We start from the raw sequence: 23976 nt of genomic DNA on the forward strand, positions 1-23976 counted from the left end.
TCCCTTCTCCCCTTGTGGGAGAAGGTGGATCGGCGCGCAGCGCCGAGACGGTTGAGGGGTGTTCCAGCGGAGTGAGGCGTTGGTGCTTTCTGGAGCACCCCTCATCCGTCGCCTTCGGCGACACCTTCTCCCACAAGGGGAGAAGGGAAGACCCGCAATGAGACGCCGTTACTGCGTCGGCAGCATGCCCTCGACATCGCTGGCTGCGTCATTGAGCGCTTCCTTGGGCGAGGCCGACTGGTCGACGATACGCGACAGATTGTCGACGATGGTCTGCGTTACCTTGACCCCGTTGGTGCCCGGGAAGGCATACCACGGAACCATCAGCGGCATCTGGCTGAGACCGGCCTGGAACAGCGGGTTCTTCTTGTAGAAATCGCCGAGATAGTCGGGAGATTTTGCCGCGAGCTCGTTGTTGGGAACATAGCCGGTGCCCGGCACGACGACCGAAGCGCCATAGGGGCCGGCCGCGAATTTCGCGAACTTCCAGGCCGCCTCCTGCTTGGCCGCGTCCTTGGTCAGGATGACCACGGCATTGCCGCCGGTCGGCAGATGGCCGTTGACCGGATCGATCAGCGGGATCTTGGCGGTGCGCAGCGTGAACTTGTCGCCGACATTCTTGATCGTGTTGACCAGCGCACCCGTGGTCTGGAATTCGAAGCCGACCTTGCCGGCCGCGAAAGCCTGCTCGCCCGCCGGCTTGGTGAAGACCGGCATGCCGCCCTCCTTCACCATCCGCTCGAGGATCTCGACCGCTTTCTCGCCTTCCGGTCCGTTGAAGGCGACCTTGCTTTCGTCCTCGTTCAGCATCTTGCCGCCGGCGCCGAACAAAAGCGCCGAGAACATCCAGTCGTCGCCCTGCCAGCGGAAGTCGATGCCGTCGACGCCGTTGCCGAGCGCCTTGATCTTGCCGCCGAGCGCGATGACCTCATCCCAGGTCTTGGGCGGATTGTCGGGTCGCCGCCGGCCGCTTTCACCAGGTCGGCGTTGTAGTACATGATCGGGTTGGAGGTGGCGAAGGCGAGGCCAACCTGCTTGCCGTTGACCTGCGCCAGCTTCAGGATCGTGTCGGAGAAGCCGAGCTCCGCCATATTGCCTTCCTTCTTGACCAGCGGGCCGAGATCGACGGCAACGTCGCGCTCATTGAGCATGCGCAGGCGGTTGAGGCCGATGAAGGTGATGTCGGGCATCTCGTCGGTGCCGGCCTGGCGAAGAATGGTCTGGATGCCTTCTTCATAGGTCGCCGACGGGCTGGCGAACTGGATCTTGATGTCGGGATTTTCCTCCATGAACTTCTTCGAGATCGTGTCCATCACGTTCTTGAAGAAGCCGGGCATCGGGTAGTGAACCGTCAGCGTCGTCTCGGCATAGGCCGGGAGAGCCGTCGCCAGCGACACCGCCGCCGCAGCAAGAATCCTGGAAATATGCTTCATTGGTCGTGCTCGTTGTTGGTCCGGTCAGCCTTTGAGACCGGTCATGGTGATGCCCTCGACGAAGCGCTTCTGCGCGAGCAGAAAGGCGGCGACGAGAGGAAGGGTGATGATCAGCGTGGCGGCCATCAGCGCGCCGTAGTCGTCGCCCGCTTCGGCGGCCCGGAAATACATCAGGCCGAGCGGCGGCGTGGCGTAGGCCTGCTTGCTGACGACGATCAGCGGCCAGTAGAGGTCGTTCCAGTGCGCAACGACGGAAAAGATGGCGAAGGCGGTGACCGCCGGCCAGGCATTGGGCACGATGACGCGCGCGACAATGCCGAGTTCTGACATGCCGTCGAGCCGCGCCGCATGCAGCAGATCGTCGGGCATGGCACGGAAGAACTGCAGGAACATGAAGATCGCGAACACCGAAATGGTGAAGGGCGCGACCAGCGAGGTGTAGCTGTTGAGCAGCGACATCCGGTCGAAGGCGACATAAAGCGGCAGCGCCGTTGCGTGGATCGGCACCAGCAGGCCGAGCATGACCAGCACCATCATCAGCCGCGCGGCGCGGAACTTCAGCTTGGCCATCGCGTAGGCGCAAGGGATCGCGACCACGACCTGGAAGAAGAAGATCAGGCCGCAGACGACGACGCCGTTCCACAGCAGCGTTGCCATCGGCACCTTGGCAAACGCCTTGGCGAAATTCTCGGCGAAGTAGAAATGCTGCGGGACGAGCGACAGCGACGAGGTGAAGATGTCGCTCTGCGTCTTGCCCGCCGTCGAGATCATGAAGATGTAGGGCGCAAGGATCATCAGCGCGCCGAGCGAAAGCAGCGCGAAGCGGATGATGCGGCCGGCCGGAATGCTCGTCATGTGTAGTGCACCCGCCGGTCGAGCACGCGGTATTGCAGGAGCATCAGCACGACCAGGATCGCCAGGAAGACGACCGTCATCGCCGAGGCGTAGCCGACGCGCAGATAGACGAAGCCTTCCTGGTAGATGGTGAAAAGCAGCACTTCGGAGGCCTTGTTGGGGCCGCCATCGGTCAGCATCTTCACCGTTTCGAAGACCTTCACCGCATTGGTGATGCTGATGGTGACGACGAACAGCGTCGTCGGTCCGAGCATCGGCCAGGTGACCAGGAAGAACCGGTCGAGCGCCGATTTCGCGCCGTCGACATGAGCGGCGGCATAGAGCTCGCGCGGGATCGCCGTCAGCCCCGCCAGGAACAGCACCATGTTGAAGCCGACCGACTGCCAGATGCCGATGATCGACAGGCTGTAAAGCACGGTGTTCGACGCGCCGAGCCAGTTCGGGCCGGGAATGCCGGCCAGCGAAAGCAGCGCGTTGAGCGGCCCGATCGTCGGGTGGAAGATGTATTGCCAGACCGTCGCCATGGCGACAATCAGCGAGGCGACGGGCAGGAAATAGACGGTGCGGAAAAAGCCGCGCGCCCGCCCCTCGCCTTCGATCAGCAGGGCAACCCCCAGGCCAAGCACGATCGAGACCGGCGCGACGATCGCCGTGTAGACCGATGTGTTCCATAGCGACCGGCGGAAGGTGCGGTCGTTCAGGAGATGCGCGTAATTCTCGAAGCCGACAAAGCGGAACTTGCCGTAGCCGAGTTCGAAATCGGTGAAGCCGAGGAAGATGACGGCAGTCACCGGCAAGAGCACGAACAGCAGCAACAGCACGATGGCCGGCGCCGCCAGCAGCCAGGCGGTCCGGTCCTCGCTGCGCGCACGAAGTGCGGCGGCGCTCGCCACATTGCCCGCCAGCGCGACGCTAGACATAGGCCGGCTCCTGCCGCGCGCCCGCCGCGATGCGCAGACGCTTTCCCTCCGGCCCGAAGACCATCGCCTGTTCAGAGGCCAGAAGGACACCCACCTTCATTCCCGCGATCAGGTCCCGCGCCTCATGCGGCACCAGCTTGGCGATGACGCTGTCGCCGGAGGCATCGAGGCGGCAATGCGCAATGACTTCCGAACCGAGGAATTCGAGGCGCTCAATCCGCCCGGCAAGGCCACTGCGCCCGCTGGGGGACAGTTTGACGAATTCCGGCCGGATGCCGAGGCTGACCGGGCCGTTCGCCACCTTCTCTAGCAAAGCCAGTCGGATGCTTTCGAAGCCGACGCGGCCGTTTTCGGCCTGCGCCTGGATGATGTTGATCCGCGGCTGGCCGACGAAACGCGCGACCTCGATATGGGCCGGGTCGTTGTAGATCACCTCGGGTGCCGCGAGCTGCAGCAGATTGCCGCCGATCATCACCGCCACCCGGTCGGCCATCGAAAGCGCCTCGGCCTGGTCGTGCGTCACATAGAGCGTAGGCACGCCGGCGCGGCGGTGCAGTTCGACGATCTCGCCACGGGCATGGACGCGCAGATTGGCATCGAGATTGGAGAGCGGCTCATCCATCAGGAAGATGCTGGGGTGGCGCACCATGGCGCGCGCCAGTGCCACGCGCTGCCGCTGGCCGCCCGACATCTGCCCCGGCTTGCGGTCAAGCAGGTGGTCGATCTTGAGCAGACCCGCCATCTCGCGGACATCGCGCGCGATAGCGCTGCGGATCTCCCTCTGACCGGGCAGCAGCGAGCCGACCAGCGGCAGGCGCTGCGACCGGCTCAGCCGTTTCATGGCGAGCGGCACGGCGATGTTTTGTCCTGCCGTCAAATGCGGATAGAGCGCGTAGGACTGGAACACCATGGCAATGTTGCGGTCGGCCGCGGCAACCGGCGACATGTCCTTGCCGCCGACGAAGATGTCGCCGCTGTCGGCATGGTCGAGCCCCGCCAGGATGCGCAGCAAGGTGCTCTTGCCGCATCCGGAAGGGCCGACGAGTGCGATGAATTCGCCGGCTTCGACATCGAGGCTGACGCCATTCAGAATGGCGTTGCCGCCGAAGGATTTTTTCAGGCCGCGAAGCGACAGCGCGCTCATGACGCGACCCGCTTTCGAACCTTGTGCGCCTCGTGCGGATAGACCTCCTCGACCACGTCATCGAGGACGTAAGCCGTCATGCCGGGGATGGCGACGATCTCGCTGGCGACGGTGTCGCCGAATTGATGGATCACGGCGCCAAGCAGCCGCTCGCCCGGCATCTCGCGCTCCATGTCGCCGACCACGAAGGCGGCCGACGGACCCCATATCAGCGACGTGTTTTCGTATTTGCCTTGCCAGGCCCGGTGCAGGTGGCCGCTTGCAAACAGCGCGACGTCGTGAGCGGCGATCAGATCGTAAAGGCGTTGGCGCTGCGCCGGCCTGACGCTCCAGTAGCCGGTATCGCCCTCGCCGGGCGCATCGACGAACAGCGGCTTGTGGGCAAAGAGCACGGTGCGCCGGCCGCCGCGGTTTTCCAGAGCCCTCCGCAGCCAGTCGAACTGCGCCTCCTCCTCGGCATCGTCAAAACCCATCAGCAGACTGTCGAGCCCGATGAGACGCCAGTTCCCGGCGTCCTCCATCCAGTAATCGGGGCCGACAAGCCGGCGCCAGCGCTCGAGGCGTCCGGCATTGACCGGCTGCAGCGAGCCCGGCAGATGGCCGACATCGTGATTGCCGGGCACCAGCAGCATCGGCGTGGAGACTTCCCGCATCAGATCCATGCAGAAGGTGATGTCGTCATCCTTGTCGGCACCGTCGACGCTGAGGTCGCCGGTATGGATGACAAGGTCGGCGCCGCTCTGCTCGATCCAGTCGGCCAGCGGCTGCCAATTGCCGTTGAAGTGCGGCTTGGTCGGGCTGAAATGGGTGTCTGTGATCTGAACGATTTTCATGCCGGCTCCACCATGCGAGCCGCGCCCCCAGGCGAGCGGCATCGCATGGGGCTTCCTTAGTGCCGTTCCATGTCACTTCCTTAACAGCGACTGGGATAAATTGTGCAATTGCGGGCAACGGTCACCGAAGAGTGCAAGCGGCCACCGTCGCAGCGCATAAAGCATTTAAATATCAGATATTTACCGTCGTTCTGCGACACATCGGCCGCACTCACAATCTTGTGACGGCGCGCGAAAAGCTCACTTCACCTCGAATTGCTGATCGACCGGGATCTGCATGGCCGTCACCAGATGGTTGGTCTGGCCGGCGAGCCCGATGATCGACACCAGCTCGCCATGTTGGGCGTCGGTCATGCCCTTGGCCCGCGCTGCCGCCGTGTGCGAATGGACGCAGTAGGAACAGCCGTTGGCGGTCGACACCGCGATGTAGATCATTTCCTTGGTCAACGGATCGATGGCACTGTCGGCAACCATCACCGCCTTGAGCTGCTCCCACACCCGCCTCAGCGACACCGGATCATTGGCCAGCCCGCGCCAGAAATTGTTGACGAAATCGGATTTTCGCGTTGCCTTGATATCGTCGAACACGGCCTTCACCGCCGGGATTTTTTCGACCTCTGCATCGCTGAGGAGTCTTGTGGTGGCCATGGCGTTTTCCTTCGTTGAATCGTAGCGTGAATTGAATCAGGTCTTGAGCAATCGCGGGCAATCCGCTCGCCCGATTCACTTTTCCAGCGCCGGCGTGGAGATTCAGGTCAGGCCGAGTCGAAAATGGTGGCTTCCGAGAACCGGAGCGGAGCGTACTTAAAGTACGTGAGCTCAGTTCTACTGCGACGCAGTAGAACGGGGAAGCGCAGGAAGCCGTCGTTTGCAGGCCGGCCTCACCTGAATCTAATGCACGGCCGCGTACATGATCTTCTCCTCCGTAGCCTCCGCCGGCGAAAACTCTTCAACAATGCGGCCCTGCCGGCACACCAAAATCCGGTCCGACAGGTTCATGATCTCCGGCAGATAGGACGAGATGACGACGACGGCCAATCCCTCGCCGGCCAGCCGGTTGATGATCTGGTGGATTTCGGCGATGGCGCCGACATCGACGCCGCGCGTTGGCTCGTCGAAGATGACGATGCGCGGCTGCTGCACCAGCCCCTTGCCGATCACCACTTTCTGCTGATTGCCGCCGGAGAGCTCGACGACGCGGGCATTGTCGTTGATCGCCTTGATGTTCAGCGTCTTCGTCCATTCGGCTGACAGCGCGCGCATCTCCTGCTGGTTGATCACCCAAGCCTTTTCGCGGCCGGCTGCCAAGAGCCCGCCAAACAGGTTCTCGGCAATACCCATCGTCTCGAAAATGCCTTCGCTCTTGCGGTCCTCGGTGACGTAGACGATGCCGTCGGCCACCGCTTCGCTCGGCACGAGATAGCGCACCGGCTTGTCGTCCAGCTCGATCGCGCCACCGCGCAAAAAGTCGCGCTTGTAGATGCCCGACACGATCTTGAACGTCTCGGTGCGGCCGGAGCCGATCAGCCCGAACACACCGGTGATCTGGCCCTCGAAGATCGAGAAGGAATTGTTGCGCACGACATTGCTCATCGAAATGTCCTGCACCGACAGCACCTTCTTGCCGGCCTTGCGCAATTTCGCTTCGTCGCGTTGGCGGTAGATCTGCCCCGACAAAGTGCGACCGACCATGGCGGCGACAATCTTGTCGCGATCGAAGGCGGATGTGTCGTCGGTGACGACCAGCTCGCCGTCGCGCAGGATGGTGATGCGGTCGGCGATGGCAAGTGCCTCTTCCAGTGCATGGCTGATGAAGACGATGGAGACACCGCTGGCCTTCAGCCGGCGGATCAGCGCGAAGAAGTGGCGCTTTTCCTCCGGCGTCAGCGTCGCCGTCGGCTCGTCGAAAATGATGATCTCGGCATTGTGGTGCACAGCGCGTGCGATCTCGACCATCTGCCGCTTGGCGGCGCCCAGCGTCGCCACCATGGCGTTCGGATCGACCGGGAAATTCAGCGACTGCAGGAATTGCTGTGCTGAAATATACGTGCCGCGCAGCCGGTTGAGGAATTTTTCAGTACCGAGATAGAGGTTTTGCGCCACCGTCATCGATGGCACCAGGCTAGTTTCCTGGAACACCATGGCAATGCCGGCTTCAAGAGCCGCATGCGGCGAGGCGTAGGCGATCTCCTGGCCCTTGTGGAACATCTTGCCGGAGGTGGCGTCGACGACGCCGGCGATGATCTTGGTCAGCGTCGATTTGCCGGCACCATTCTCGCCGAGCAGCGCGTGGATTTCGCCCTTGTGCAGTTCGAAGCTGACATTCTTCACGGCAGGCACGCCACGATAGTTCTTGGTGACGTTTTCCAGACGAACGATCGGTTCCATCAGAAACCTCCCGTATCGACGGCGAGCACACAGTCGCCGCCCCTGGAGGCGATGAACAGCTGGCCGTCCTTTTCCGCCACGCTGCAAATGCCGTGGCGCGTGCCGTTGGCGCGGCTGTGCAGGCTGAATTGCGGCTGCATTTTTGGATCGAGCCTGACCACGAGACCATAGGAGCGGCTCGGCGACCATGGCTTGTGGATGCCCATGGTGCGGATGCCGCCGCATTGCAGCGGTTCGAGGAAGCTGCGGCTGGAGGCCAGCGTCGGCGCGATCCAATAGGCCGGCGGCACTTGGTCGATCATGTCGCGCCGGTAATGCGTTTCCTGCAGCACGAATTCGATCAGCCGGTTGCGCGGCGCGAACAGGGTCAGCCATGCCCCGCCATCGCCGGCCGGCGCCAGCCGCGCCGGATAGCCGGGCAGATGCGTCAGCACCGTCGAGCGATTGCCTGTCACGCCGTCGAAACGGATGAGCTGATGGCGCCAGCTTTCGCTCACCAGCACATCCTTGCCCACGGGATGGAGCCCATAGGGAAAAGCGAGATCGCCGGCCACCTTGCGGAATTCGCCGCCTGCCACGTCCCGTTTCCAAAGCGAACCGGACGCGCCCTTCTTCATCAGATCCGCAGCCCATTGCGATGGCGCGTGCTCAGCTGACCCGTTGGCCAGCCACAGCGTGCCGTCCTCGGCATAGGCGAGCGCGGTGATGCAGCGGATATCAGCGGGCAGCGGAATCTCCTTGTCGCCGACCAGCAGCTTGCCGCTTTCCAGCCCAACCGTGAGCTCGCCCAACGGCGACAATGCCAGTGCCGTGATCGGGGACGGAAAGGTCTCAACAATTTTGGGCTCGGTTCCAGCGGCAAGCGAATAGACGGCGTTGCCGCTGGATGCCAGCAGCCGATCCCCAGAGACCAGCAGATTGTCCGGCTCGGTCAGTTCGGCAAATGCTGGCGCATCATCGAGCCGTGTGTTCGGACGAAAAGCGCCATCGAGCGGCGGGATGGTGACGGCCCTGCCGCGAAACATATCCAGGATCGGATCGAGGATCATGGCTTTGCTCCCCAATAGGAAGCAGGGCTGGTCCAGTTCGGGTCGGCGCCTGATATCCTGTAGCGGCCGATGCGGTTGTTGAGGATGCCGCCGACGAACAGATATCCCTTGTGTTCACGCATCGAGGTGACCATCGGATGCGCGTCGCCGGAGAGGTCGCCCATCGCCTCGACGATGCCGCCCTTCTCCGTAAATTTCACCACGCCGCCGGTGTTGATGTTGGGGAACAGCCATTCGTCCTGCGGCAGCCGGCGGGTCATGCGCTTGCGCATGTCAGGGTGGCGCAACGAAAGGTCGAAGCTCGGCGTGCGCATGCCGAGCCACGCCATCCAGTAATTGCCGTCCGACGCCCGGTTGATGTTGTCGGGATAGCCCGGCATGTCGCGGATGACGCATTCGGCGGTGCCGGCCTTCGGCCCATCCAGCCAGTAGCGATGCACGCGGCAGGCCCAGCTTTCGGCGAAGAACAGCGACTTGCCGTCATGCGCCATGCACACGCCGTTGGTGTAGCGGTAGCCATCGAGCAGCGTCTTCGTCGAGCCATCCTTCGGGTCGTAGACCAGCAGCCGGCCGGTGGCGCGGTTTTCGATGGAGTCCAGTGCCCAGTCATGGGCGTCATAGCGCTTGGTCGAGTCGGTGAAGTAGATGCGGCCATCGGGCGCGATGTCGCAGTCATTGGGATCGCGCAGCCGCGCATCGTCGACGATCGAGGTCCAGGAGCGCGCAGTCTCGGCCGAGAGACGTCTCACCTCACGCTGTGGCGAGACGGAATAGAGCCCCATGGCGCCGACGCAGCTGATCAGATTGCCCGATTTGTCGAAGGCGAGCCCCAGCGGGAAGCCGCCAATATGGGCAAAGACTTCCGACTTGACGTAATCCGGCGCGAAGAAGCGGACGATCTCGCCATGGCGGGTGCCGCAATAGAGATGGTCGTCGCGGTCGAGGATGACGTCTTCCGGCCCTTCCAGCTCGCCGAGCCCGATGTGGTCCGCCGCCGACAGCCGGTTGTCGAGTTCGTAAGGCGTCCCGGAGCCCGGCACCGCCGACTGCGTCTCACCCATCTTGAGATAGACCGGCGCGACATAGACTTCGTTGAGCACCTTATGGCGGTTCTTCAGCCAGCGGATGTCGATGGTCACCGCCACCGCCAGCATGATGCCGAGCACCATCTGGTTGGTGCCGGTGCCGTAGCCCAGCCGGATCAGCCCGTTGGTCATGGTCAGCACGATGATGGCGCCCATCAGCCCCTTGATCACCGAGCCGCGGCCGCCGCCGAGGCTGACGCCGCCGACCACCGCCGCCGTCAGCGCCATGATCTCGAGGTTGAGGCCGGTGCCCGGCCCTGCCCCGCTCAGCCGGCAGGCGATGAGGAAGCCGCCGATCGAAGCGCAGAAGCCGGAGAAGACATAGGTCATGAACACGGTTCGGCGCACGCGGATGCCGGCATTGTGGGCCGAGCGCCGGGAGCCGCCAACCGCCAGCACATGCCAGCCGGGCCGCGAGCGCGTCAGCGCGATATGGGTGATGATGGCGAGGATGATCGCCAGCCAGACAGAGACCGACAGGCCCCAGAAGGTGCTGTCGCCGATGAAATCGAGCACATCAGATGTGGCGGTCGAAAGCTGCACGTCGGCGGCGTAGGTGGTGACGAGGATATCGAACAGCGCCCGTCCGAAGATGAAGGTGACCAGCGTGGTGAGAAAGGCGCGCAGGCGCAGGTACCCAACGAGATAGCCATTGATGGCACCGAAGACGAGGCCGGTGGCGAGCGAGGCGGCCAGCGCCAGCCAGATCGACTGTTCGAGGATGAAGAAGACATAGACGGCGGAAAAGCACGACAGCGCGAAGATCGAGCCGACGGAGAGATCGATGCCGCCGCCCAGCATCACCACCGTCATGCCGGTGACCACCATCGAGAATTCGCCGAGCTGGCGGGTCGATTCCTGCAGCGCGTTCAGCTTGAAGAAGCCCGGAATGATCGAGCCGAAACTCGCCAATGTCACCACCAGCGCCAGGAACGGAATGGCGTTGTCGGTCCAGCGTTTGGTCAGGATCTCGCCGACCAGATGGTCGGGCACGAGATTGTAGCGCCAGGACTGGAGGCGTTCGCGAAAGGACATTGGCTGCCGTTGCTTAAGAGAAAGAGGTGGCCGAACTGATCCGGCCACCTCGTGGATTTTATTCGACGGCGTGGCTTACTTCGCCGCTGCTTCGGCCTGCAGCGCCTTCAGGTCCCAGCAGCTGTCGGGCTTGAGGTCGGCCTTGGTCGTCGCCTTCTCCAGCGTGTAGATGTAGGTGTGCGAGGTGCCGGCCGGCTGGCCGCTCTGCAGCAGGAACTTGATGATGGCGTTCATGTCGCCCGACTGGCGGGCTAGCTCTGTCATGACGACCGCGCCATAGGTGCCGTCGGCCAGCTTGTCGCAATCGGCCGCCTTCTCGCCGCCACCGGTGGTGACGAGAAACACCTTGCCGTCGAGCTTGGCATCGCGGATCGCGGCCGATGCGCCGGTGGCGTCACCATCCCAGAAATCGATGATCGAGCAGATGTCCGGGTTCTGCTGCAGCATGGTCGTCGTCACATTGCGCGAGGTCGTCGCGTCCCAGTTGGAGTCGGGCTTGGCCACCACCTTGAAGTCGGGATGCTTGTCCAGCACCTTCATGATGCCGGCATATTGATAGAGGCTGGAAGAGTTCGCCTGGTCGCCCTGTACCAGGCCGATCTTCTTGGAAGAATTCTCGCCGCAGCCCTTGATCGCCGCCTCGGCTTCGAGCTGGCCAAGCCGGTCCCAGTCGCTGCCGACGAAAGCATCGGCCGGGAAGTTGGCGGGATTGTCGACCAGCAACACGTAGGTGCCGGCGGCCTGCGCCTTCTTCATCAGCTTGGAATAGGAGTTGAGGTCCGGCGCATGGATGATCAGCACGTCGGGCCTGGTGTCCGACGAGATGGCGTCGGTGATCGCCTGGGCACCGGCATCGACCACCCAGTTCGGATCGCGCGTCTCGAACGTGCCGCCCCACGCGTCGACCTCCTTCTTCAGGTAATGCGCCCAGCCCTGCGCCAGGTCGAAGCCCATCGCCAGCGGCACCAGCATGACGCGTTTGCCCTTGAGCGCCTGCGCGTAAGCCGCCGGGCCGGGATCGTCGGCGGCGAAGGTCGGCGCCACGAAGGCGGTAACGGCGAGCGCCGTTGCGGCGGCCATGAGAGTTCTGATCAGTTTCATGTCACGTCCTCTGGTTCGGTTTTCATTGCCGACCGATCGTCGCGATCGCGCCGGGTACCCCGAGCAGATGGGCTAGCCCATCTGCTCTAAATGTCGCCCTGCTGCGCGGTCTGCTCGTCACGCGGATTGATGATGCCGTCGACGATGATGGCCCCGAGCAGGATCGCCGCCTTGATCAGGTTCTGGTAGAGCAGCGGAATGTCGATGATGGTCATGGCGTTGAGCAGGATGCCGATCAGCGCTGCCCCCACCAGCACATTGCGCACCCCGCCCCTGCCGCCCGACAGGCCGATGCCGCCGATCACCGCCACCAGCACGATGTCGTAGAGCAGCGTCGAGTTGACGATGCGGGTGTTGATCGAGTGCAGGCTGGCCGCCGTCAGCAGGCCGGCGATCAAAGCCACGAAAGCCGAGAGCACATAGCGCAGCACCAGCATCGGCCGCACCGGAATGCCGATGTTGCGGGCCGCGACCGGATTGTCGCCGGCGAAATAGATGTATCGGCCCCATTTGGTGTAGCGCAGGAACAGGAAGAACAGGAAAGCCAGCCCGGCGAAGACGAAGACCTCGATGGGAATGTCGAGGAAGCGCAGGCCGCCGAGCAGCTCGACCCAATGGCCCTGCGGCACCGGCACGGCATCCTGCGTGATCAGTTGCGAGCGCACATAGCCGAAGACGAAGGAGCCGGTCGCCAGCGTCACGAAGATCGCCGGCACGTCGGCGTAGGCGACGAGAAAGCCATTGAGTAGCCCGATGGCGAGCACGCCGGCCAACACATAGGCGAAGGCCAGCCCGTCCGAGGTCCCGGTGTTGAGCAATTGCAGATACCAGGCGACCGACATCGCCATGATCGCCACAGCCGACAGGTCGATGCCGCGCCCGATGATGACGACCGCCATGCCGAGCGCCAATATGCCCAGCACCGACACGGATCTGACGATGGCGACGAGGTTGTTGGGGTCGATGAAGCCCGGCAGGCCTATGGCCGCGGCAACGAACAGCACCACCGCGATGGCAAAGACAATGCCTTCCTGATTCAGGCTCCTGAGATTTAGCCAGCCAATCGCGTTCATGTCTGCATTTGCCCCGATGGCAGCGCTGCCATCCCTCAAAGAAAGCTAATCGGCTCGGCGCCGGTTCGTCAAATGAATCCGCGTTCAGAACGCGGCCTTGTGCCAATATTCGCCGAGTGGACGCATCGATTGCCGAAACTGGCGCAATGCCCGGAAACTCCTGCATTTTTGGCAATTGATTGCGCCAATGCCGCCAGCCGCGCAAGCGCCGCGTCGAGACGAAAGCACAGGGCGGAATTTATCTCCGCACCAGGCGAGAAAATCCGATTTTCAGTTCCCCGGCGCGTGGCCGGAAACCTCGGCACCGGCGCCGGCCGGCAGCACCAGAAAACGCAACGCCGCCACCAGCCCGATGGCGCCGATCACGAAAAAGGCGATTCGAAAATCGACGAGGTCGAGCGCCGGCTGCGCCCTGACTATCTGCGACAGGTTGAGGATCGCCGCAGCCACGGCAACGCCGAACAGCATCGCCACCTGCTGCAGCATCGACGACAGCGTCGCCGCCGAACTGCGCTGCGCCGCATCGATATCGGCGAAGGCCAGCGTGTTGAGCGCCGTGAACTGCATCGAGCGCGACAGGCCGGCGATCAGCATCAGCGCCACCACCAGCGCCTGCGGCGTCTGCGGCGAGATTGCCCCGCAAGCCATGATCGAGGCCGAGGCGATGATGCCGTTGACGACCATCACCGAGCGGAAACCGAAACGCCGCAGCGTTGGCGTCGTCACCGTCTTCATGCCGAGATTGCCGAGGAAATAGGCCAGGATCATCAAGCCGGCATCGACGGGCGAGAGGCCGAAGCCAACCTGGAACAAAAGCGGCAGCAGGAACGGCGTGGCGTTGATCGCCACCCGGAAGATGGTGCCGGCGGCCAGCGTCGAGATGGCGAAGGTCAGCACCTTGAACGAGGCGAGGTCGAGCAGCGGATGCGGCGCGCGCCGGAGATGCCGCACCGCCAGCCAGCCGATGACGATGCCTGCCGCGATCAGCAGCACCGTCTGCAGCAAGCCATCCTCCGGGTGTGCGATGCGCTCGAGGCCGTAGAGCAGGCAAGCGAGCCCGAGTGAGGTCAGGAAAAATCCCGGCCAGTCCAACGGCTTGGGATCGGCCTCGCGGTCGCCGGGGATGAAGCGGGCGACCAGCGCCAGCCCGATCAGCCCAAGCGGGATGTTGATGAAGAAATTCCAGTGCCAGGACAGGTAGGTGGTGATGAAACCGCCGAGCACCGGCCCGACCACCGGCGCGAACAGCGCCGGCCAGGTGATCAGTGCGGTGGCGTTAAGCAGCTCGGATTTCGAGGCGTTGCGCAGGACGAGAATACGCCCGACCGGCGTCATCAGCGCGCTGCCCAGCCCCTGCACGGCGCGTGCGGCGACGAATTCAGTCAGGTTTTCAGAGAAACCGCAGGCGAGCGAGGCCAGCGTGAACAGCGCGATCGCCGCGAGAAAGATGTTGCGCGCGCCGAAGCGGTCGGCGAGCCAGCCCGACAGCGGCACGAACACCGCCATGGTCAGCATGTAGACGGTGATGCCGATGCTCATAGCCACCGCCGGCACGCCGAAGGACTGGCCCATCTGCGGCAGCGAGGTCGAGATGATCGTCGTATCCAGCAGCTGCATGAAGAAGGCGATGGCCACGATCAGCGCCACGCGCCGCGGATTGGTGGCCGTTTCGGGTAAGGCTTCGGTGTCGGGAATGGCAGTCATGTCGGTCCGGTTTGAACAGCATTTAGCCGGCAGCGTCCAGACACAGCGCAACAAACTTTCGTGTCGCGTCGTGGCCTGCTATGGGATGCACGGGGCGACCGAGGAAAGTACGCGCATAAAATGAAGCCCATTTATATCGACTATCTCAATGCCCTCGACATCGAAGCGCTAGATATGACCGATGGCGAAATCATCGCCGCCGTCGAGGCGGGCCTGGTCGCCCAGGGCAAGGGCCAGACGGTAATCGAGCCGCGCGTGCATCTCGAACCGGACCCATCCTTCCACGGCCATTTCAATGTTCTGCGCGGCTATGTGGCGCCGCTCGACACGGCGGGCGTGAAGATCGTCGGCGACTATGTCGACAATTATCTGCACGGCCTGCCCTCGGAATTCGGTATCCTCAATTTGTTCGATCCGCGCACCGGCACGCCGCGTGCCATCCTTGACGCCACCGTCATCACCGACATGCGCACCGGCGCCGTCACCGCCATAGGCGCCAAGCATCTGGCGCGCAAGAATTCGAAGGTGCTGGCCCATATCGGCGCGCGCGGCACTGCCTATTGGAACGTGCGGCTGCTCGACCATCTCTTCGATTTCGACGAGATCCGCGTCCATTCGCGCCGCCCGGAAAGCCGCGACGGCTTTGCCGCCAAACTCTCCACCGATCTTGGCAAGAAGGTTACGGCCGTGGTCGACTGGGAGAGCTGCGTCAAGGGCGCCGACATCGTCGTCGAGGCCTCGCGTCTGCCGGAGCCGCAGCCGCTGCTCAAGACCGAATGGGTCAAGCCCGGCGCGCTGGTCGTGCCCTATGGCACGATGAGCGCGGTGGAGTTGTCGCTGACCGACATCATGCAGAAGATGGTCGTTGACGACTGGGGCCAGTGCAAGGGCGGCAAGTTCGGCTCGCTGCGCGCCCATGTCGAGACCGGACGGCTGAGCGAGACGACGCTGCACGCCGAACTCGGCCAGATCGCCGCCGGCCTCAAATCCGGGCGTGAGAGCGACGACGAGACCATCCTGTTCTGGCATCGCGGCCTGTCGCTCTCCGATATTGCGCTGGGCAAGGCGATGCTGGCCAAGGCAGGGGAAAAAGGCATCGGCCAGAGGCTGCGTTTCGCATGAGCGCGCTCGTCCTCACCGGAGCCGGTGTCGGCACTGGCGATGTCGCCGCCGTCGCCCGCGAAACGCGCAGGGTGGAGATCGGACCCGAAATCATCGCCAGGCTGGAGAAGGCGCGAAAAGTGCTCGACCAAGCCGCTGCCTCCGGCCAGCAGATCTATGGCCTGAACACCGGGCTCGGCGCCAATCTTGGCACCTCCGTCGAAGGCGACGCCAGCGCCTTCCAGCGTCAGTTGCTGGAGGGCCGCAGCGGCGCGGTCGGCGAAACCCTGCCGGTCGAGACCGTGCGGGCCACCATGGTCGCCCGCGCCTCGATGCTGTCGGCCGGCGGCTCCGGCCTGTCGCCCGCCGTGTTCGTCGCGCTGGTCGATGCGCTCAATGCCGGCGTCCATCCGGTGATGCCGTCGCTCGGCTCGATTGGCGCCGGCGACCTCGTGCTGATGACCGCGCTTGCCCGGCTGCTGATTGGCGAAGGCGAAGCCGAGTACCAGGGCCGCCGCATGCCGGCGGCCAAGGCACTGATGATGGCCCGCCTCGCCCCGATCAGCCTGGCGCCGAAAGATGGACTGTCGCTGATCAACGCCTCGGCGGTCTCCGCCGGCAGCGGTGCCCTCGCGATAACGGATACGCTGTCGGCGCTGGCCCAGCAGCAGCAGGCCGGCGCGCTGACCATGGAAGGATTTGGCGCCAACCGCACCATCCTCGATCCGCGCCTGCAGATGGCGCGGCCGGCCGCCGGACAGCAGGAGGCGGCGAAAGCCCTACACGACCTTCTCGCCCGCGACGAGATGCCGGCGCCCACCACCTTGCAAGACCCGTTGTCGATCCGCTGCATGCCGTCGATCCATGGCGCGCTGATCGAGGCGATCGGCCAGGCAAAACGCGCCGTCGAGATCGAACTCAACGCCGCCGCCGACAACCCGCTGGTGCTGGGCGATGACGAACTGGTGATGTCGACCGGCAATTTCCATACGGCGTCGCTCTCGCTGGCTTTCGAAACACTCAGCCTGGCGATCGCGCAATGTGCCGCCGCGAGCGTCGCCCGCTTCATCCAGCTCACCGGTTCGGGCCGCAACGGCCTGACCAAATACCTGTCGCCCATCGGTGGCGCGTCGGCCGGTTTCGTGCCGCTGCAGAAGACGGCGACATCAATTCTGGCCGCCATCCGCCACAAGGCCAATCCGGTGATGCTCGACTTCCTGCCCGTTTCGGAAGGCGTCGAGGACCACGCGACCCAGTCGCTGCTCGCTGTTTCGAAATGCGCCGGGATGATCGCGCTGTGGCGACGGCTGATCGCCTTTGAATTGATGGCCGCCGCCCAGGCCGTCGACCTGCGTGAAGGGTTGACGCTCGCACCACGCACCGGCGCGATCTATGCGGCGGTGCGCGCGCATGTATCGATGCTGAAGGACGACCGGCCGCTGGGGGCCGACGCCGAGGTGCTCCACGCCATGCTTGCCAATGGAGCGTGGCGAGGCACTGCGACAGTCGGCAAAGAAGCCGAATAATCAGCTCTTTGCGTCTACCCTTTTCATGAACAGGCTGAGCTCGGCCGGATCCATGTGCACGATGTGCCTGTCCTCGGGATAGGCGCCGCTGTTGACGTCGGCGACATATTCCGAGAAGGCCGCCACCCGCTCCGCCTGCAGCCGGTCATACTCGGCGGCGAAATTGCGGTAGACCTTGAGTGGCGCGGCATGTGGCCCCGGTTCTGGCCAAGGATGTCGTCGGCGAACAGATATTGCGCGTCGCAGCCGGTGCCCGCCCCCATCGACAGCATGATCAGCGAGGTGCGTTCCGAGATCGCCTTGGCCACCTCGACCGGCACCACTTCGATCTCGGCGCCGATGGCGCCGGCGGCCTCCAGCTGCTTCACCGCCTCGAACACCTGGAGGGCTGTGTCGGCGGTCTTGCCGACCGCCTTGAAGCCGCCGGTCCAGGTGGCGCGGGACGGAATGAGGCCGACATGGCCGATGACGGGGATGGCGTCTTCGGCCATACGCTTGATCGTGGCATAGCCGGCGCTGCAATAGACCGCGTCGGCGCTCGCCTTGTAGAGCCGGAAGGCCCAGCGCACGAAATCATCCGCCGTGCCGATCTCGAAGAAGTTTTCGCCCGGCATTGTGAAAAGGCTGGGCGCCGCATCGCGGTACTGCGGGTTGAGCACAAGTTCGGGCGGCACTGAGACTATGTCGACCCCTGCCCGTTCGGCGGCCTCCGCCTCGTCCAGGTTGAGCACGCGCAGCATGGTCAGCTGGCGCTTGCCCTTCATCGCGCGCAGATCGGCGACGGTCGGTCTCTTTCGGCTCATCAAAACGTCCCCTCTGTGATGCTGGATCGAGTTCCACGCGTCAAATCTGGATCATCACCTTACCGGCCTCGATCTTCACCGGATAGGTCGCGAGATTGACGCAGACCGGCGCGCCCTTGGCTTGGCCAGTCTTGTAGTTGAAGCGGCCATTGTGTTTCGGACATTCGATGATGTCGTCCATCACCAGCCCGTCGGCCAGATGCGCCTTCTCGTGCGTGCAATAGCCGTCGGTGGCGAAGAACTCGTCATCCGGCGAGCGGTAGACCGCGAAGGTGCGGCCGCCATGATCGAAGCGGATGACGTCCTCTGCCTCGACGTCGTCCACCGTGCACGCTTCAACCCAATCGGCCATCCCGGTCTCCTCAGCTATTCAGCCGCCGCCGACATATCGACCTCGTGGAACTCGCCGCGATAGGGCCTGGCCGTCGGCGGCAGTTCGCGCTTGAGATAAAAATCCTCGTATTTCAGCTGCCGCAGCAGCACCGGCCAGACCTCGCGATAGGCATGCCACATTGACGGGTTCGGCTCGGGCAGATCGTGCTTGATCAGTTCATGCAGCCTGGGCAGTGCGTGATACGGCACCATCGGGAACATGTGATGCTCGACATGATAATTCATGTTCCAGTAGATGAACCGGCTGATCGGGTTCATGTAGACGGTGCGGGTGTTGAGCCGGTGGTCGACGACATTGTCGGCGAGCCCGATATGCTGCAGCAGGCCGGTCGTCACCATGTGCCAGGTGCCATAGAGGCGCGGCAGACCGATCAGCACCAGCGGCACCCATGATCGCAGCACGACCGCAAGCGCGATCGTGACGATATAGATGGCGACGTGCCAGCGGGCGGCGACCACCGCCTTGTGCTGTTCCATCTCGGGGATGTAGCTCTTCTCGTCGTCCGACAGCGTGCCAAAGGCCTGGCGCACCAGCGTCGGCAGCGAATAGCGGAAATCGAGAATGCCGGTGAAGGCCAGCGCCGCCTTCAACAGGTCGGGCGGACGCATGACGGCGATCTCGGCGTCGCGGCCGACGATGATGGTGTCGGTGTGGTGGCGGGCATGGCTCCAGCGCCATTGCACGGGATTGCGCATCAGCATGAAGGAGGCGATGTGGTAGACGACATCGTTCATCCAGCGCGTGCGGAACGCCGTGCCGTGGCCGCATTCATGCCAGCGCGAGTCACTCGACGAGCCGTAGAGCACGCCATAGACGAACAGAAACGGCACCATCCACCAAGAGCCCCAGAACCAGACGATGCCGGCGGCCGAACCCACGATGACAGCGAGCCAGATGATGGTGTCGCGGATCGCTGGACCGTCCGAGCGCTGCATAAGCTCCTTCATCGCCTTGCGCGGCACGTCGGTGTGATACCACTCGGCCGAGGCAAGTCCGGTCTCGATCGCGGCCCGCGTGCTTTCGCCGACCAGGCTGTAATCGCGCTTTTTTGCCATCGTCGTCACATCGACCTCCAATCGTCATGCACCGCTGGCAATCCGGTTCGCCGGCCGGAGGGCTTGCTTTGGATAAATGTGTCACTCATGCCCTGCCCGCCAGTCTTGGAAAGGTGCCGGAAGGCCTGGGATAGTCCTGCTCTGGCTGGCGGGCGATGGCCGCGATCCTGCCTTCGGCCGCGGCAATCTCACCAGCACCGTCGAGCACCCGGAACACCGCATCGTAGGCCCTGGCTTCGCCATGCTCCAGCCAGATCATCTCGCCGCGTTCGCGCGCGGCGAGATCGCCGAGCACATGATGCGTCGACGGCTCGATGCCCAGCGCATACTGGCCGGCCTGGAAATTCTGCCATTGATAGGCGCAAGGCAATTGATCCTTGCGCGTCACCACTTCGAAGCCAAGGCCGAGCCGGTCGTTGACCACCGCCACCGGCACTTGGCCCTTTGCGTCGGCGCCCATCTCATGCTGCCAGACCTGCTCGCTGAACCCCATTTGCGGTTCCGGCATGGTGCGGTAGCCGACCTTCTGCGCCTCGTAGCGCGCGCCGGCATGGCCGGCCCACACCACGTCGCGGATCGGCGCCAGATAGCGCGAGCCTTGGTCGAGCAAGGGATGGCTGACATTGACGTGATAGAAATACATATGCGGCGTGCGGTTGAAGCCGTGATTGACGACACGGTCGGACAGCCGGATCTCATTGCCGCCGACATCGGCCTCGATGCGGCGGATGAGATGCAGATCCTCTCCGAACACCGCCGACTGCTGGACGATGCCCTCGGCCCACAGCACGCAGCGGTCGCCATCCCAGCGCTCGCCATAGCCGGTCAGCCGCGCCGGGATCGTGCCGACGCGTCCGTGCAGCGCATGGGTGACGGTCTTCTTGCCTGGATAGTTGTAGTTTTCTGCCGGCACGTCTTCGCGGCCCAATATGTGATCCAGCCCACAGGTGACGAGAAGGCCGGAAAAGGAGCGTGCCCAGGCGAGACCGCTCTCCCCCTCATAATCGTGCAGGCCGGGATGGCGAAAGCCGCTCGGCGAATGCCAGCCGATCGCCTGGCCCTTGAAGTCACAGTCCGAGATATCGAGCGCCCGGTCGACCAGCGCTGTGAAGCGCAGGCCCGAGCCGGTGCGGAACTCCAGCATGCGGATGCCGCGCTCGATGCCGTCGCCAAGCGTCATCAGCCGCACGCCGGCGAATTGCGACAGCATGCCGGACCGCTCCGCCACTTGCCGTCGCGACAGCGTCTTGCCGTAAAGCTCTACCATGTCACGACTGCTTCATTCGCTGCACTGTCATCCTTCGACCGGCGGCGCGAACTGCCTTCACAGGCCGTTGGCACGGAACTTTCCGTCGAGGAATGTCTTGGCGCGCGGCACGTCGTCTTCGGACAGATGCTCGATGATGACCGGGATGTTCGGATGCTTCTCAGCCAGTCGCTTGAGATAGAGGTCGTAGTTCAGCGAGCCGAGGCCCGGCGCCGGCAGTTCGATCTCGCCGACACCGCGGAACGTGTGGCTTTCCATCGCATCGGCGTCGCCGATATCGGCGTGCTTCTCCGACTTGTCGTCGCCCGAACGCTTGACGTCCTTGGCGTGGGCGATCCTGATCTTGTCGGTCAGCGTGTCGAACACCTGGTTCAGGATCTGGTCCATCCTGTCGATGTTGTGCGTCTCGAAATAGTTGGTCGGGTCCATCAGCAGGCCAAGGCCGGGATGGTCGACCTGCGCGAACATCTTCACCGTCTCCTCGACCGAGCCGACGACGTTGTTGACGTAGGTTTCGAGCAGGAACACCGCGCCGTGGTCATAGGCTGTCTGGGCAAGGTCGGCGATCACCTTGCGGCATTCCTCGAAGCCCTCTTCGGTCTTGTTCTTGGGGTGATGCACCCAGTCGGATTCGGTGTTGTAGGTGCCGGTCTCCGAGATCACGTAAGGCGAGCCGAAATGGCGGGCGTTGCGGATGATCTCCTTGAGATAGCCGACGCGCTTGTCGCGCTCGGCCTTGTCGGGATGGATGATGTTGGTGTAGCCCGAGACGCAGCAGACCGGCAGATTGTGGTCGCGGAAGACGTCGCGCACCTTTTTTGCCTTGTCCTTGGTAATCTGCCCGGCCGACAGGTCGACATCCCTAAAATGCAGGTCGAGCTGCACCGTGTTGAAACCGAGCCCGCGGATCTTCTTCGCCGTCTCTTCGAGGCCGTACGGGAAATAGCCCGTGAAAATGCCTGCCTGCATCATGGTGTGAATTCCTCCCTGTAAGCGATTCAGTTGTCTGGTGTTTCGGTTGCGGTGATCAGATAGCGATTTCGGAAAGCTTGACCGTGCGGCCCGATGCCATCGAGCGATAGCCCGCCTCGACCAGCGCCATGGTCTTGACATTGTCGGCGACGGAGAGCGCCGGCGGCGTGCCGGTCTTCACCGCATGCTGCAGCTGCTCCATGACGCCGATGAAGGCATGCGGGAACCACATCGTCTCCCAGCTCGGGCTCACCCATTCGCCGCCGGTGGTCTCGGCCGAGGCATAGGTCAGCGTCGAGGCCGCACCCGTCGGCCAGCCGATCGTGCCCTTGGCGACGCCCTTGGTGCCGTCGACACGCCAGTTGATGTGCTGGTCGTCCTTGTATCCTTCCTGGCGCGGGCCGGACCAGACATCCTCCAGCGATACAGCAAGCATGCCGGACGGAAAGCGCAGGGTCGACACGGTGATGCCGTCCAGGTGGTCGAATTTGGTGCGCGGATCCTTGCGCGTCAGCGTCGTGATCTCGTCGGGGTCGCCGAACAGGAAGCGCAGCACATCGAGATGGTGCACGCTCATATTGGCGAGCGTCAGCCGGTCGTAATCCTCGAGGAACGTCTGCCAGTGCGGGATGGCATGCATGTCGATCTGCGCGAAGACAATGTCGCCCAGCGCGCCGCTGTCCATGATCTGCTTCAGCACACGCATCGACTGGTCGTAGCGCATGTTCTGGTTGACCGAGAGGATCTTGCCGGCCTTCGCCGCCTCGTCGCGCAGCTTGACGGCTTCCTCGACCGACAGCGCCAAAGGCTTCTGCGCCAGGATCGCCTTGATGTGCTTCTGCTTCAGCGCATGGCGGATCAGCGCTGGCTGCAGGTCGGGCGGAAAGGCCAGGTCGATGATCTCGACAGTCTCGTCCTCGATCAGCTGTTCCGGCGTATCGTGCACCGTCGGGATGCCCCAGCGCGTGGCGACCTTTTGCGCATTCGCCGGCGTGCGCGAGGCGATCGCCACGACGGGAAAGCCGGCCTCGTGATAGGCGGCGAGATGGCACTCGGCCATGATCATGCCGGCGCCGACGCAGCCGATCCTGTATTCTTTCGTGCGGACTTTAACGTCCGGCTCGAAGCCTTTGCCTGCCATGTCTTCCTCCCGAAATTCTGTCCTTGCGGCCGCGGTCATCGTGCCAGCGCTCCCCCACTCTGTCCGAAATAATGCACGCGGGCCGGCTCGCAGGATATCGCCACCATGGCGTCAGGCCTGATGTCAGGCTGGCCTCGCAACAGCGCCTTCAGCCGCGCCTGCCCGGCGGCGAGTGTCACCACGGTGTAGCCGCCGAGCGGCTCGACCTCGAACACCCGCGCCGGGCGGCCCTGGCCCCCATCCGCCCACGGCCTGACCTTGATATCCTCCGGCCTCAGCCCGATCTCGACGGCATCGGCGGGAGCCGCCTTGTCGGCAATGCGGATCGTGCCTTCGGCTGCCTCGACGCCGCCCTCGCCCCGGGCCGATTTCAGGATGTTCATGACAGGCGAGCCGAGCAGCCGCGCCACATAGGTGTTGGCCGGACGGTCATAGATCTCGGCCGGCGCGCCGATCTGCCTGATCCTGCCATTGTCCAGTATGGCAATGCGGTCGGCGATCGACATCGCCTCTTCCTGGTCGTGGGTGACGTAGATCAGCGTCTTGCCGAGCTCGCGCTGGATGCGCTTCAGCTCGACACGCGTCTCCTCGCGCAGCCGCGCATCGAGCGCCGAGATCGGATCATCCATCAGATAGGCGTTGGGGTCGCGCACCAGCGCACGCGCGATCGCCACGCGCTGCCGCTCACCGCCCGAAAGCTGTGCCGGCGGCTTGTGCAGGATGTGCCCGATATGCAGCTTGGCCGCGACATCGGCGACGCGCTTTTTGATCTGGAGCTCGGCAACGCCGCGTTCGACCAGCGGAAAGCGCACATTGTCGAGCGCACTCATATGCGGGAACAGCGCCAGGTTCTGGAACACCATCGCCACATTGCGCTCGGCCGGCGACACCGCGTTGACCGGTCTGCCGCCGATCAGGATCTCTCCGGCGTCCGGGCTCTCCAGCCCGAGCACCAGGCGCAGGATCGTCGACTTGCCCGACAGCGGCGGCCCGAAGAAGCAGAAGAACTCGTTGTCGTTGACCGTGAACGAGGCGTCGTCGACGGCGACTGTGTTGCCGTAGCGCTTGGTCACATTGCGAAAGACGATGTCAGCCAT

19 protein-coding genes and 2 pseudogenes are annotated in these 23976 nt (G+C 63.7%); 2 read left to right on the plus strand and 19 right to left on the minus strand.

The window, feature by feature from the left end:
• Positions 1 to 168: 168 nt before the first annotated feature.
• The 12 genes and pseudogenes from HB778_RS01855 to HB778_RS01910 form a co-directional block, all read right to left on the minus strand.
• Positions 169 to 1433, minus strand: a pseudogene (locus HB778_RS01855) (ABC transporter substrate-binding protein).
• A 24-nt stretch (positions 1434 to 1457) separates the two neighbouring features.
• Positions 1458 to 2288 carry a carbohydrate ABC transporter permease gene (locus tag HB778_RS01860; protein ID WP_183461013.1) on the minus strand — a complete coding sequence of 277 codons (831 nt, stop codon included), beginning with the start codon at positions 2286 to 2288 and terminating at the stop codon, positions 1458 to 1460.
• A complete protein-coding gene (locus HB778_RS01865; RefSeq protein ID WP_183461015.1) occupies positions 2285 to 3208 on the minus strand; it encodes a carbohydrate ABC transporter permease in 924 nt (307 codons plus the stop codon). The genes HB778_RS01860 and HB778_RS01865 overlap by 4 nt, the downstream gene beginning before the upstream one ends.
• On the minus strand, positions 3201 to 4352 hold the full coding sequence (locus HB778_RS01870; protein ID WP_183461017.1) for an ABC transporter ATP-binding protein: 1152 nt from the start codon (positions 4350 to 4352) through the stop codon (positions 3201 to 3203). The genes HB778_RS01865 and HB778_RS01870 overlap by 8 nt, the downstream gene beginning before the upstream one ends.
• The gene (locus HB778_RS01875; protein WP_183461018.1) at positions 4349 to 5185 is read right to left on the minus strand and encodes a metallophosphoesterase family protein; all 837 of its coding nucleotides are present in this window, start codon (positions 5183 to 5185) and stop codon (positions 4349 to 4351) included. Before HB778_RS01875 ends, HB778_RS01870 begins: the two co-directional genes overlap by 4 nt.
• Positions 5186 to 5425: 240 nt before the next feature.
• Positions 5426 to 5833, minus strand: a complete 408-nt coding sequence (locus HB778_RS01880) for a carboxymuconolactone decarboxylase family protein (protein ID WP_183461020.1) — start codon at positions 5831 to 5833, stop codon at positions 5426 to 5428.
• Between the two features lie 243 nt (positions 5834 to 6076).
• Complete coding sequence (locus HB778_RS01885) at positions 6077 to 7573, minus strand: sugar ABC transporter ATP-binding protein (RefSeq protein ID WP_183461022.1); 1497 nt, start codon at positions 7571 to 7573, stop codon at positions 6077 to 6079.
• Positions 7573 to 8622: a hypothetical protein gene (locus tag HB778_RS01890; protein WP_183461024.1), complete on the minus strand. Its 1050-nt coding sequence runs from the start codon at positions 8620 to 8622 to the stop codon at positions 7573 to 7575. The genes HB778_RS01885 and HB778_RS01890 overlap by 1 nt, the downstream gene beginning before the upstream one ends.
• A complete protein-coding gene (locus tag HB778_RS01895) occupies positions 8619 to 10742 on the minus strand; it encodes an ABC transporter permease (RefSeq protein ID WP_183461026.1) in 2124 nt (707 codons plus the stop codon). Before HB778_RS01895 ends, HB778_RS01890 begins: the two co-directional genes overlap by 4 nt.
• Positions 10743 to 10817: 75 nt before the next feature.
• Positions 10818 to 11843: a sugar ABC transporter substrate-binding protein gene (locus HB778_RS01900; RefSeq protein WP_183461028.1), complete on the minus strand. Its 1026-nt coding sequence runs from the start codon at positions 11841 to 11843 to the stop codon at positions 10818 to 10820.
• Positions 11844 to 11929: 86 nt separating this feature from the next.
• Positions 11930 to 12916, minus strand: a complete 987-nt coding sequence (locus tag HB778_RS01905; protein WP_140892781.1) for an ABC transporter permease — start codon at positions 12914 to 12916, stop codon at positions 11930 to 11932.
• 270 nt (positions 12917 to 13186) lie between these two features.
• Positions 13187 to 14620: a DHA2 family efflux MFS transporter permease subunit gene (locus HB778_RS01910; protein WP_183461030.1), complete on the minus strand. Its 1434-nt coding sequence runs from the start codon at positions 14618 to 14620 to the stop codon at positions 13187 to 13189.
• A 120-nt stretch (positions 14621 to 14740) separates the two neighbouring features.
• Between HB778_RS01910 and HB778_RS01915 the strand changes: the two genes are divergently transcribed.
• A complete protein-coding gene (locus HB778_RS01915) occupies positions 14741 to 15742 on the plus strand; it encodes an ornithine cyclodeaminase family protein (protein WP_183461032.1) in 1002 nt (333 codons plus the stop codon).
• A complete protein-coding gene (locus tag HB778_RS01920; protein ID WP_183461034.1) occupies positions 15739 to 17247 on the plus strand; it encodes an HAL/PAL/TAL family ammonia-lyase in 1509 nt (502 codons plus the stop codon). Before HB778_RS01915 ends, HB778_RS01920 begins: the two co-directional genes overlap by 4 nt.
• Here HB778_RS01920 and HB778_RS01925 read toward each other — a convergent pair.
• The 7 genes and pseudogenes from HB778_RS01925 to HB778_RS01955 form a co-directional block, all read right to left on the minus strand.
• Positions 17248 to 18050 (minus strand): annotated as a pseudogene (locus HB778_RS01925) (3-methyl-2-oxobutanoate hydroxymethyltransferase).
• A 40-nt stretch (positions 18051 to 18090) separates the two neighbouring features.
• Positions 18091 to 18402 carry a MocE family 2Fe-2S type ferredoxin gene (locus HB778_RS01930; protein ID WP_183461036.1) on the minus strand — a complete coding sequence of 104 codons (312 nt, stop codon included), beginning with the start codon at positions 18400 to 18402 and terminating at the stop codon, positions 18091 to 18093.
• Positions 18403 to 18416: 14 nt separating this feature from the next.
• Positions 18417 to 19499, minus strand: coding sequence for a fatty acid desaturase family protein (locus tag HB778_RS01935; RefSeq protein ID WP_183464959.1), 1083 nt, complete (start codon positions 19497 to 19499; stop codon positions 18417 to 18419).
• A gap of 85 nt (positions 19500 to 19584) precedes the next feature.
• A complete protein-coding gene (locus HB778_RS01940; protein WP_183461038.1) occupies positions 19585 to 20766 on the minus strand; it encodes an aldose 1-epimerase family protein in 1182 nt (393 codons plus the stop codon).
• 57 nt (positions 20767 to 20823) lie between these two features.
• Positions 20824 to 21738 (minus strand): sugar phosphate isomerase/epimerase family protein, encoded by a 915-nt coding sequence (locus tag HB778_RS01945; protein ID WP_115144194.1) that lies wholly within the window; start codon positions 21736 to 21738, stop codon positions 20824 to 20826.
• A gap of 55 nt (positions 21739 to 21793) precedes the next feature.
• Positions 21794 to 22879, minus strand: a complete 1086-nt coding sequence (locus tag HB778_RS01950; RefSeq protein ID WP_183461040.1) for a Gfo/Idh/MocA family protein — start codon at positions 22877 to 22879, stop codon at positions 21794 to 21796.
• A 35-nt stretch (positions 22880 to 22914) separates the two neighbouring features.
• On the minus strand, positions 22915 to 23976 hold the full coding sequence (locus HB778_RS01955) for an ABC transporter ATP-binding protein (protein WP_183461042.1): 1062 nt from the start codon (positions 23974 to 23976) through the stop codon (positions 22915 to 22917).

It is taken from the genome of Mesorhizobium huakuii (assembly GCF_014189455.1).
Taxonomy (GTDB): Bacteria; Pseudomonadota; Alphaproteobacteria; order Rhizobiales; family Rhizobiaceae; genus Mesorhizobium; species Mesorhizobium huakuii_A.

What these genes read in the sequence shown, in the direction of transcription:
- HB778_RS01860 (WP_183461013.1), bottom strand. Translation starts at nt 2,288, where the DNA reads ATGACGAGCATTCCGGCCGGCCGCATCATCCGCTTCGCGCTGCTTTCG.
- HB778_RS01865 (WP_183461015.1), bottom strand. Translation starts at nt 3,208, where the DNA reads ATGTCTAGCGTCGCGCTGGCGGGCAATGTGGCGAGCGCCGCCGCACTT.
- HB778_RS01870 (WP_183461017.1), bottom strand. Translation starts at nt 4,352, where the DNA reads ATGAGCGCGCTGTCGCTTCGCGGCCTGAAAAAATCCTTCGGCGGCAAC.
- HB778_RS01875 (WP_183461018.1), bottom strand. Translation starts at nt 5,185, where the DNA reads ATGAAAATCGTTCAGATCACAGACACCCATTTCAGCCCGACCAAGCCG.
- HB778_RS01880 (WP_183461020.1), bottom strand. Translation starts at nt 5,833, where the DNA reads ATGGCCACCACAAGACTCCTCAGCGATGCAGAGGTCGAAAAAATCCCG.
- HB778_RS01885 (WP_183461022.1), bottom strand. Translation starts at nt 7,573, where the DNA reads ATGGAACCGATCGTTCGTCTGGAAAACGTCACCAAGAACTATCGTGGC.
- HB778_RS01890 (WP_183461024.1), bottom strand. Translation starts at nt 8,622, where the DNA reads ATGATCCTCGATCCGATCCTGGATATGTTTCGCGGCAGGGCCGTCACC.
- HB778_RS01895 (WP_183461026.1), bottom strand. Translation starts at nt 10,742, where the DNA reads ATGTCCTTTCGCGAACGCCTCCAGTCCTGGCGCTACAATCTCGTGCCC.
- HB778_RS01900 (WP_183461028.1), bottom strand. Translation starts at nt 11,843, where the DNA reads ATGAAACTGATCAGAACTCTCATGGCCGCCGCAACGGCGCTCGCCGTT.
- HB778_RS01905 (WP_140892781.1), bottom strand. Translation starts at nt 12,916, where the DNA reads ATGAACGCGATTGGCTGGCTAAATCTCAGGAGCCTGAATCAGGAAGGC.
- HB778_RS01910 (WP_183461030.1), bottom strand. Translation starts at nt 14,620, where the DNA reads ATGACTGCCATTCCCGACACCGAAGCCTTACCCGAAACGGCCACCAAT.
- HB778_RS01915 (WP_183461032.1), top strand. Translation starts at nt 14,741, where the DNA reads ATGAAGCCCATTTATATCGACTATCTCAATGCCCTCGACATCGAAGCG.
- HB778_RS01920 (WP_183461034.1), top strand. Translation starts at nt 15,739, where the DNA reads ATGAGCGCGCTCGTCCTCACCGGAGCCGGTGTCGGCACTGGCGATGTC.
- HB778_RS01930 (WP_183461036.1), bottom strand. Translation starts at nt 18,402, where the DNA reads ATGGCCGATTGGGTTGAAGCGTGCACGGTGGACGACGTCGAGGCAGAG.
- HB778_RS01935 (WP_183464959.1), bottom strand. Translation starts at nt 19,499, where the DNA reads ATGGCAAAAAAGCGCGATTACAGCCTGGTCGGCGAAAGCACGCGGGCC.
- HB778_RS01940 (WP_183461038.1), bottom strand. Translation starts at nt 20,766, where the DNA reads ATGGTAGAGCTTTACGGCAAGACGCTGTCGCGACGGCAAGTGGCGGAG.
- HB778_RS01945 (WP_115144194.1), bottom strand. Translation starts at nt 21,738, where the DNA reads ATGATGCAGGCAGGCATTTTCACGGGCTATTTCCCGTACGGCCTCGAA.
- HB778_RS01950 (WP_183461040.1), bottom strand. Translation starts at nt 22,879, where the DNA reads ATGGCAGGCAAAGGCTTCGAGCCGGACGTTAAAGTCCGCACGAAAGAA.
- HB778_RS01955 (WP_183461042.1), bottom strand. Translation starts at nt 23,976, where the DNA reads ATGGCTGACATCGTCTTTCGCAATGTGACCAAGCGCTACGGCAACACA.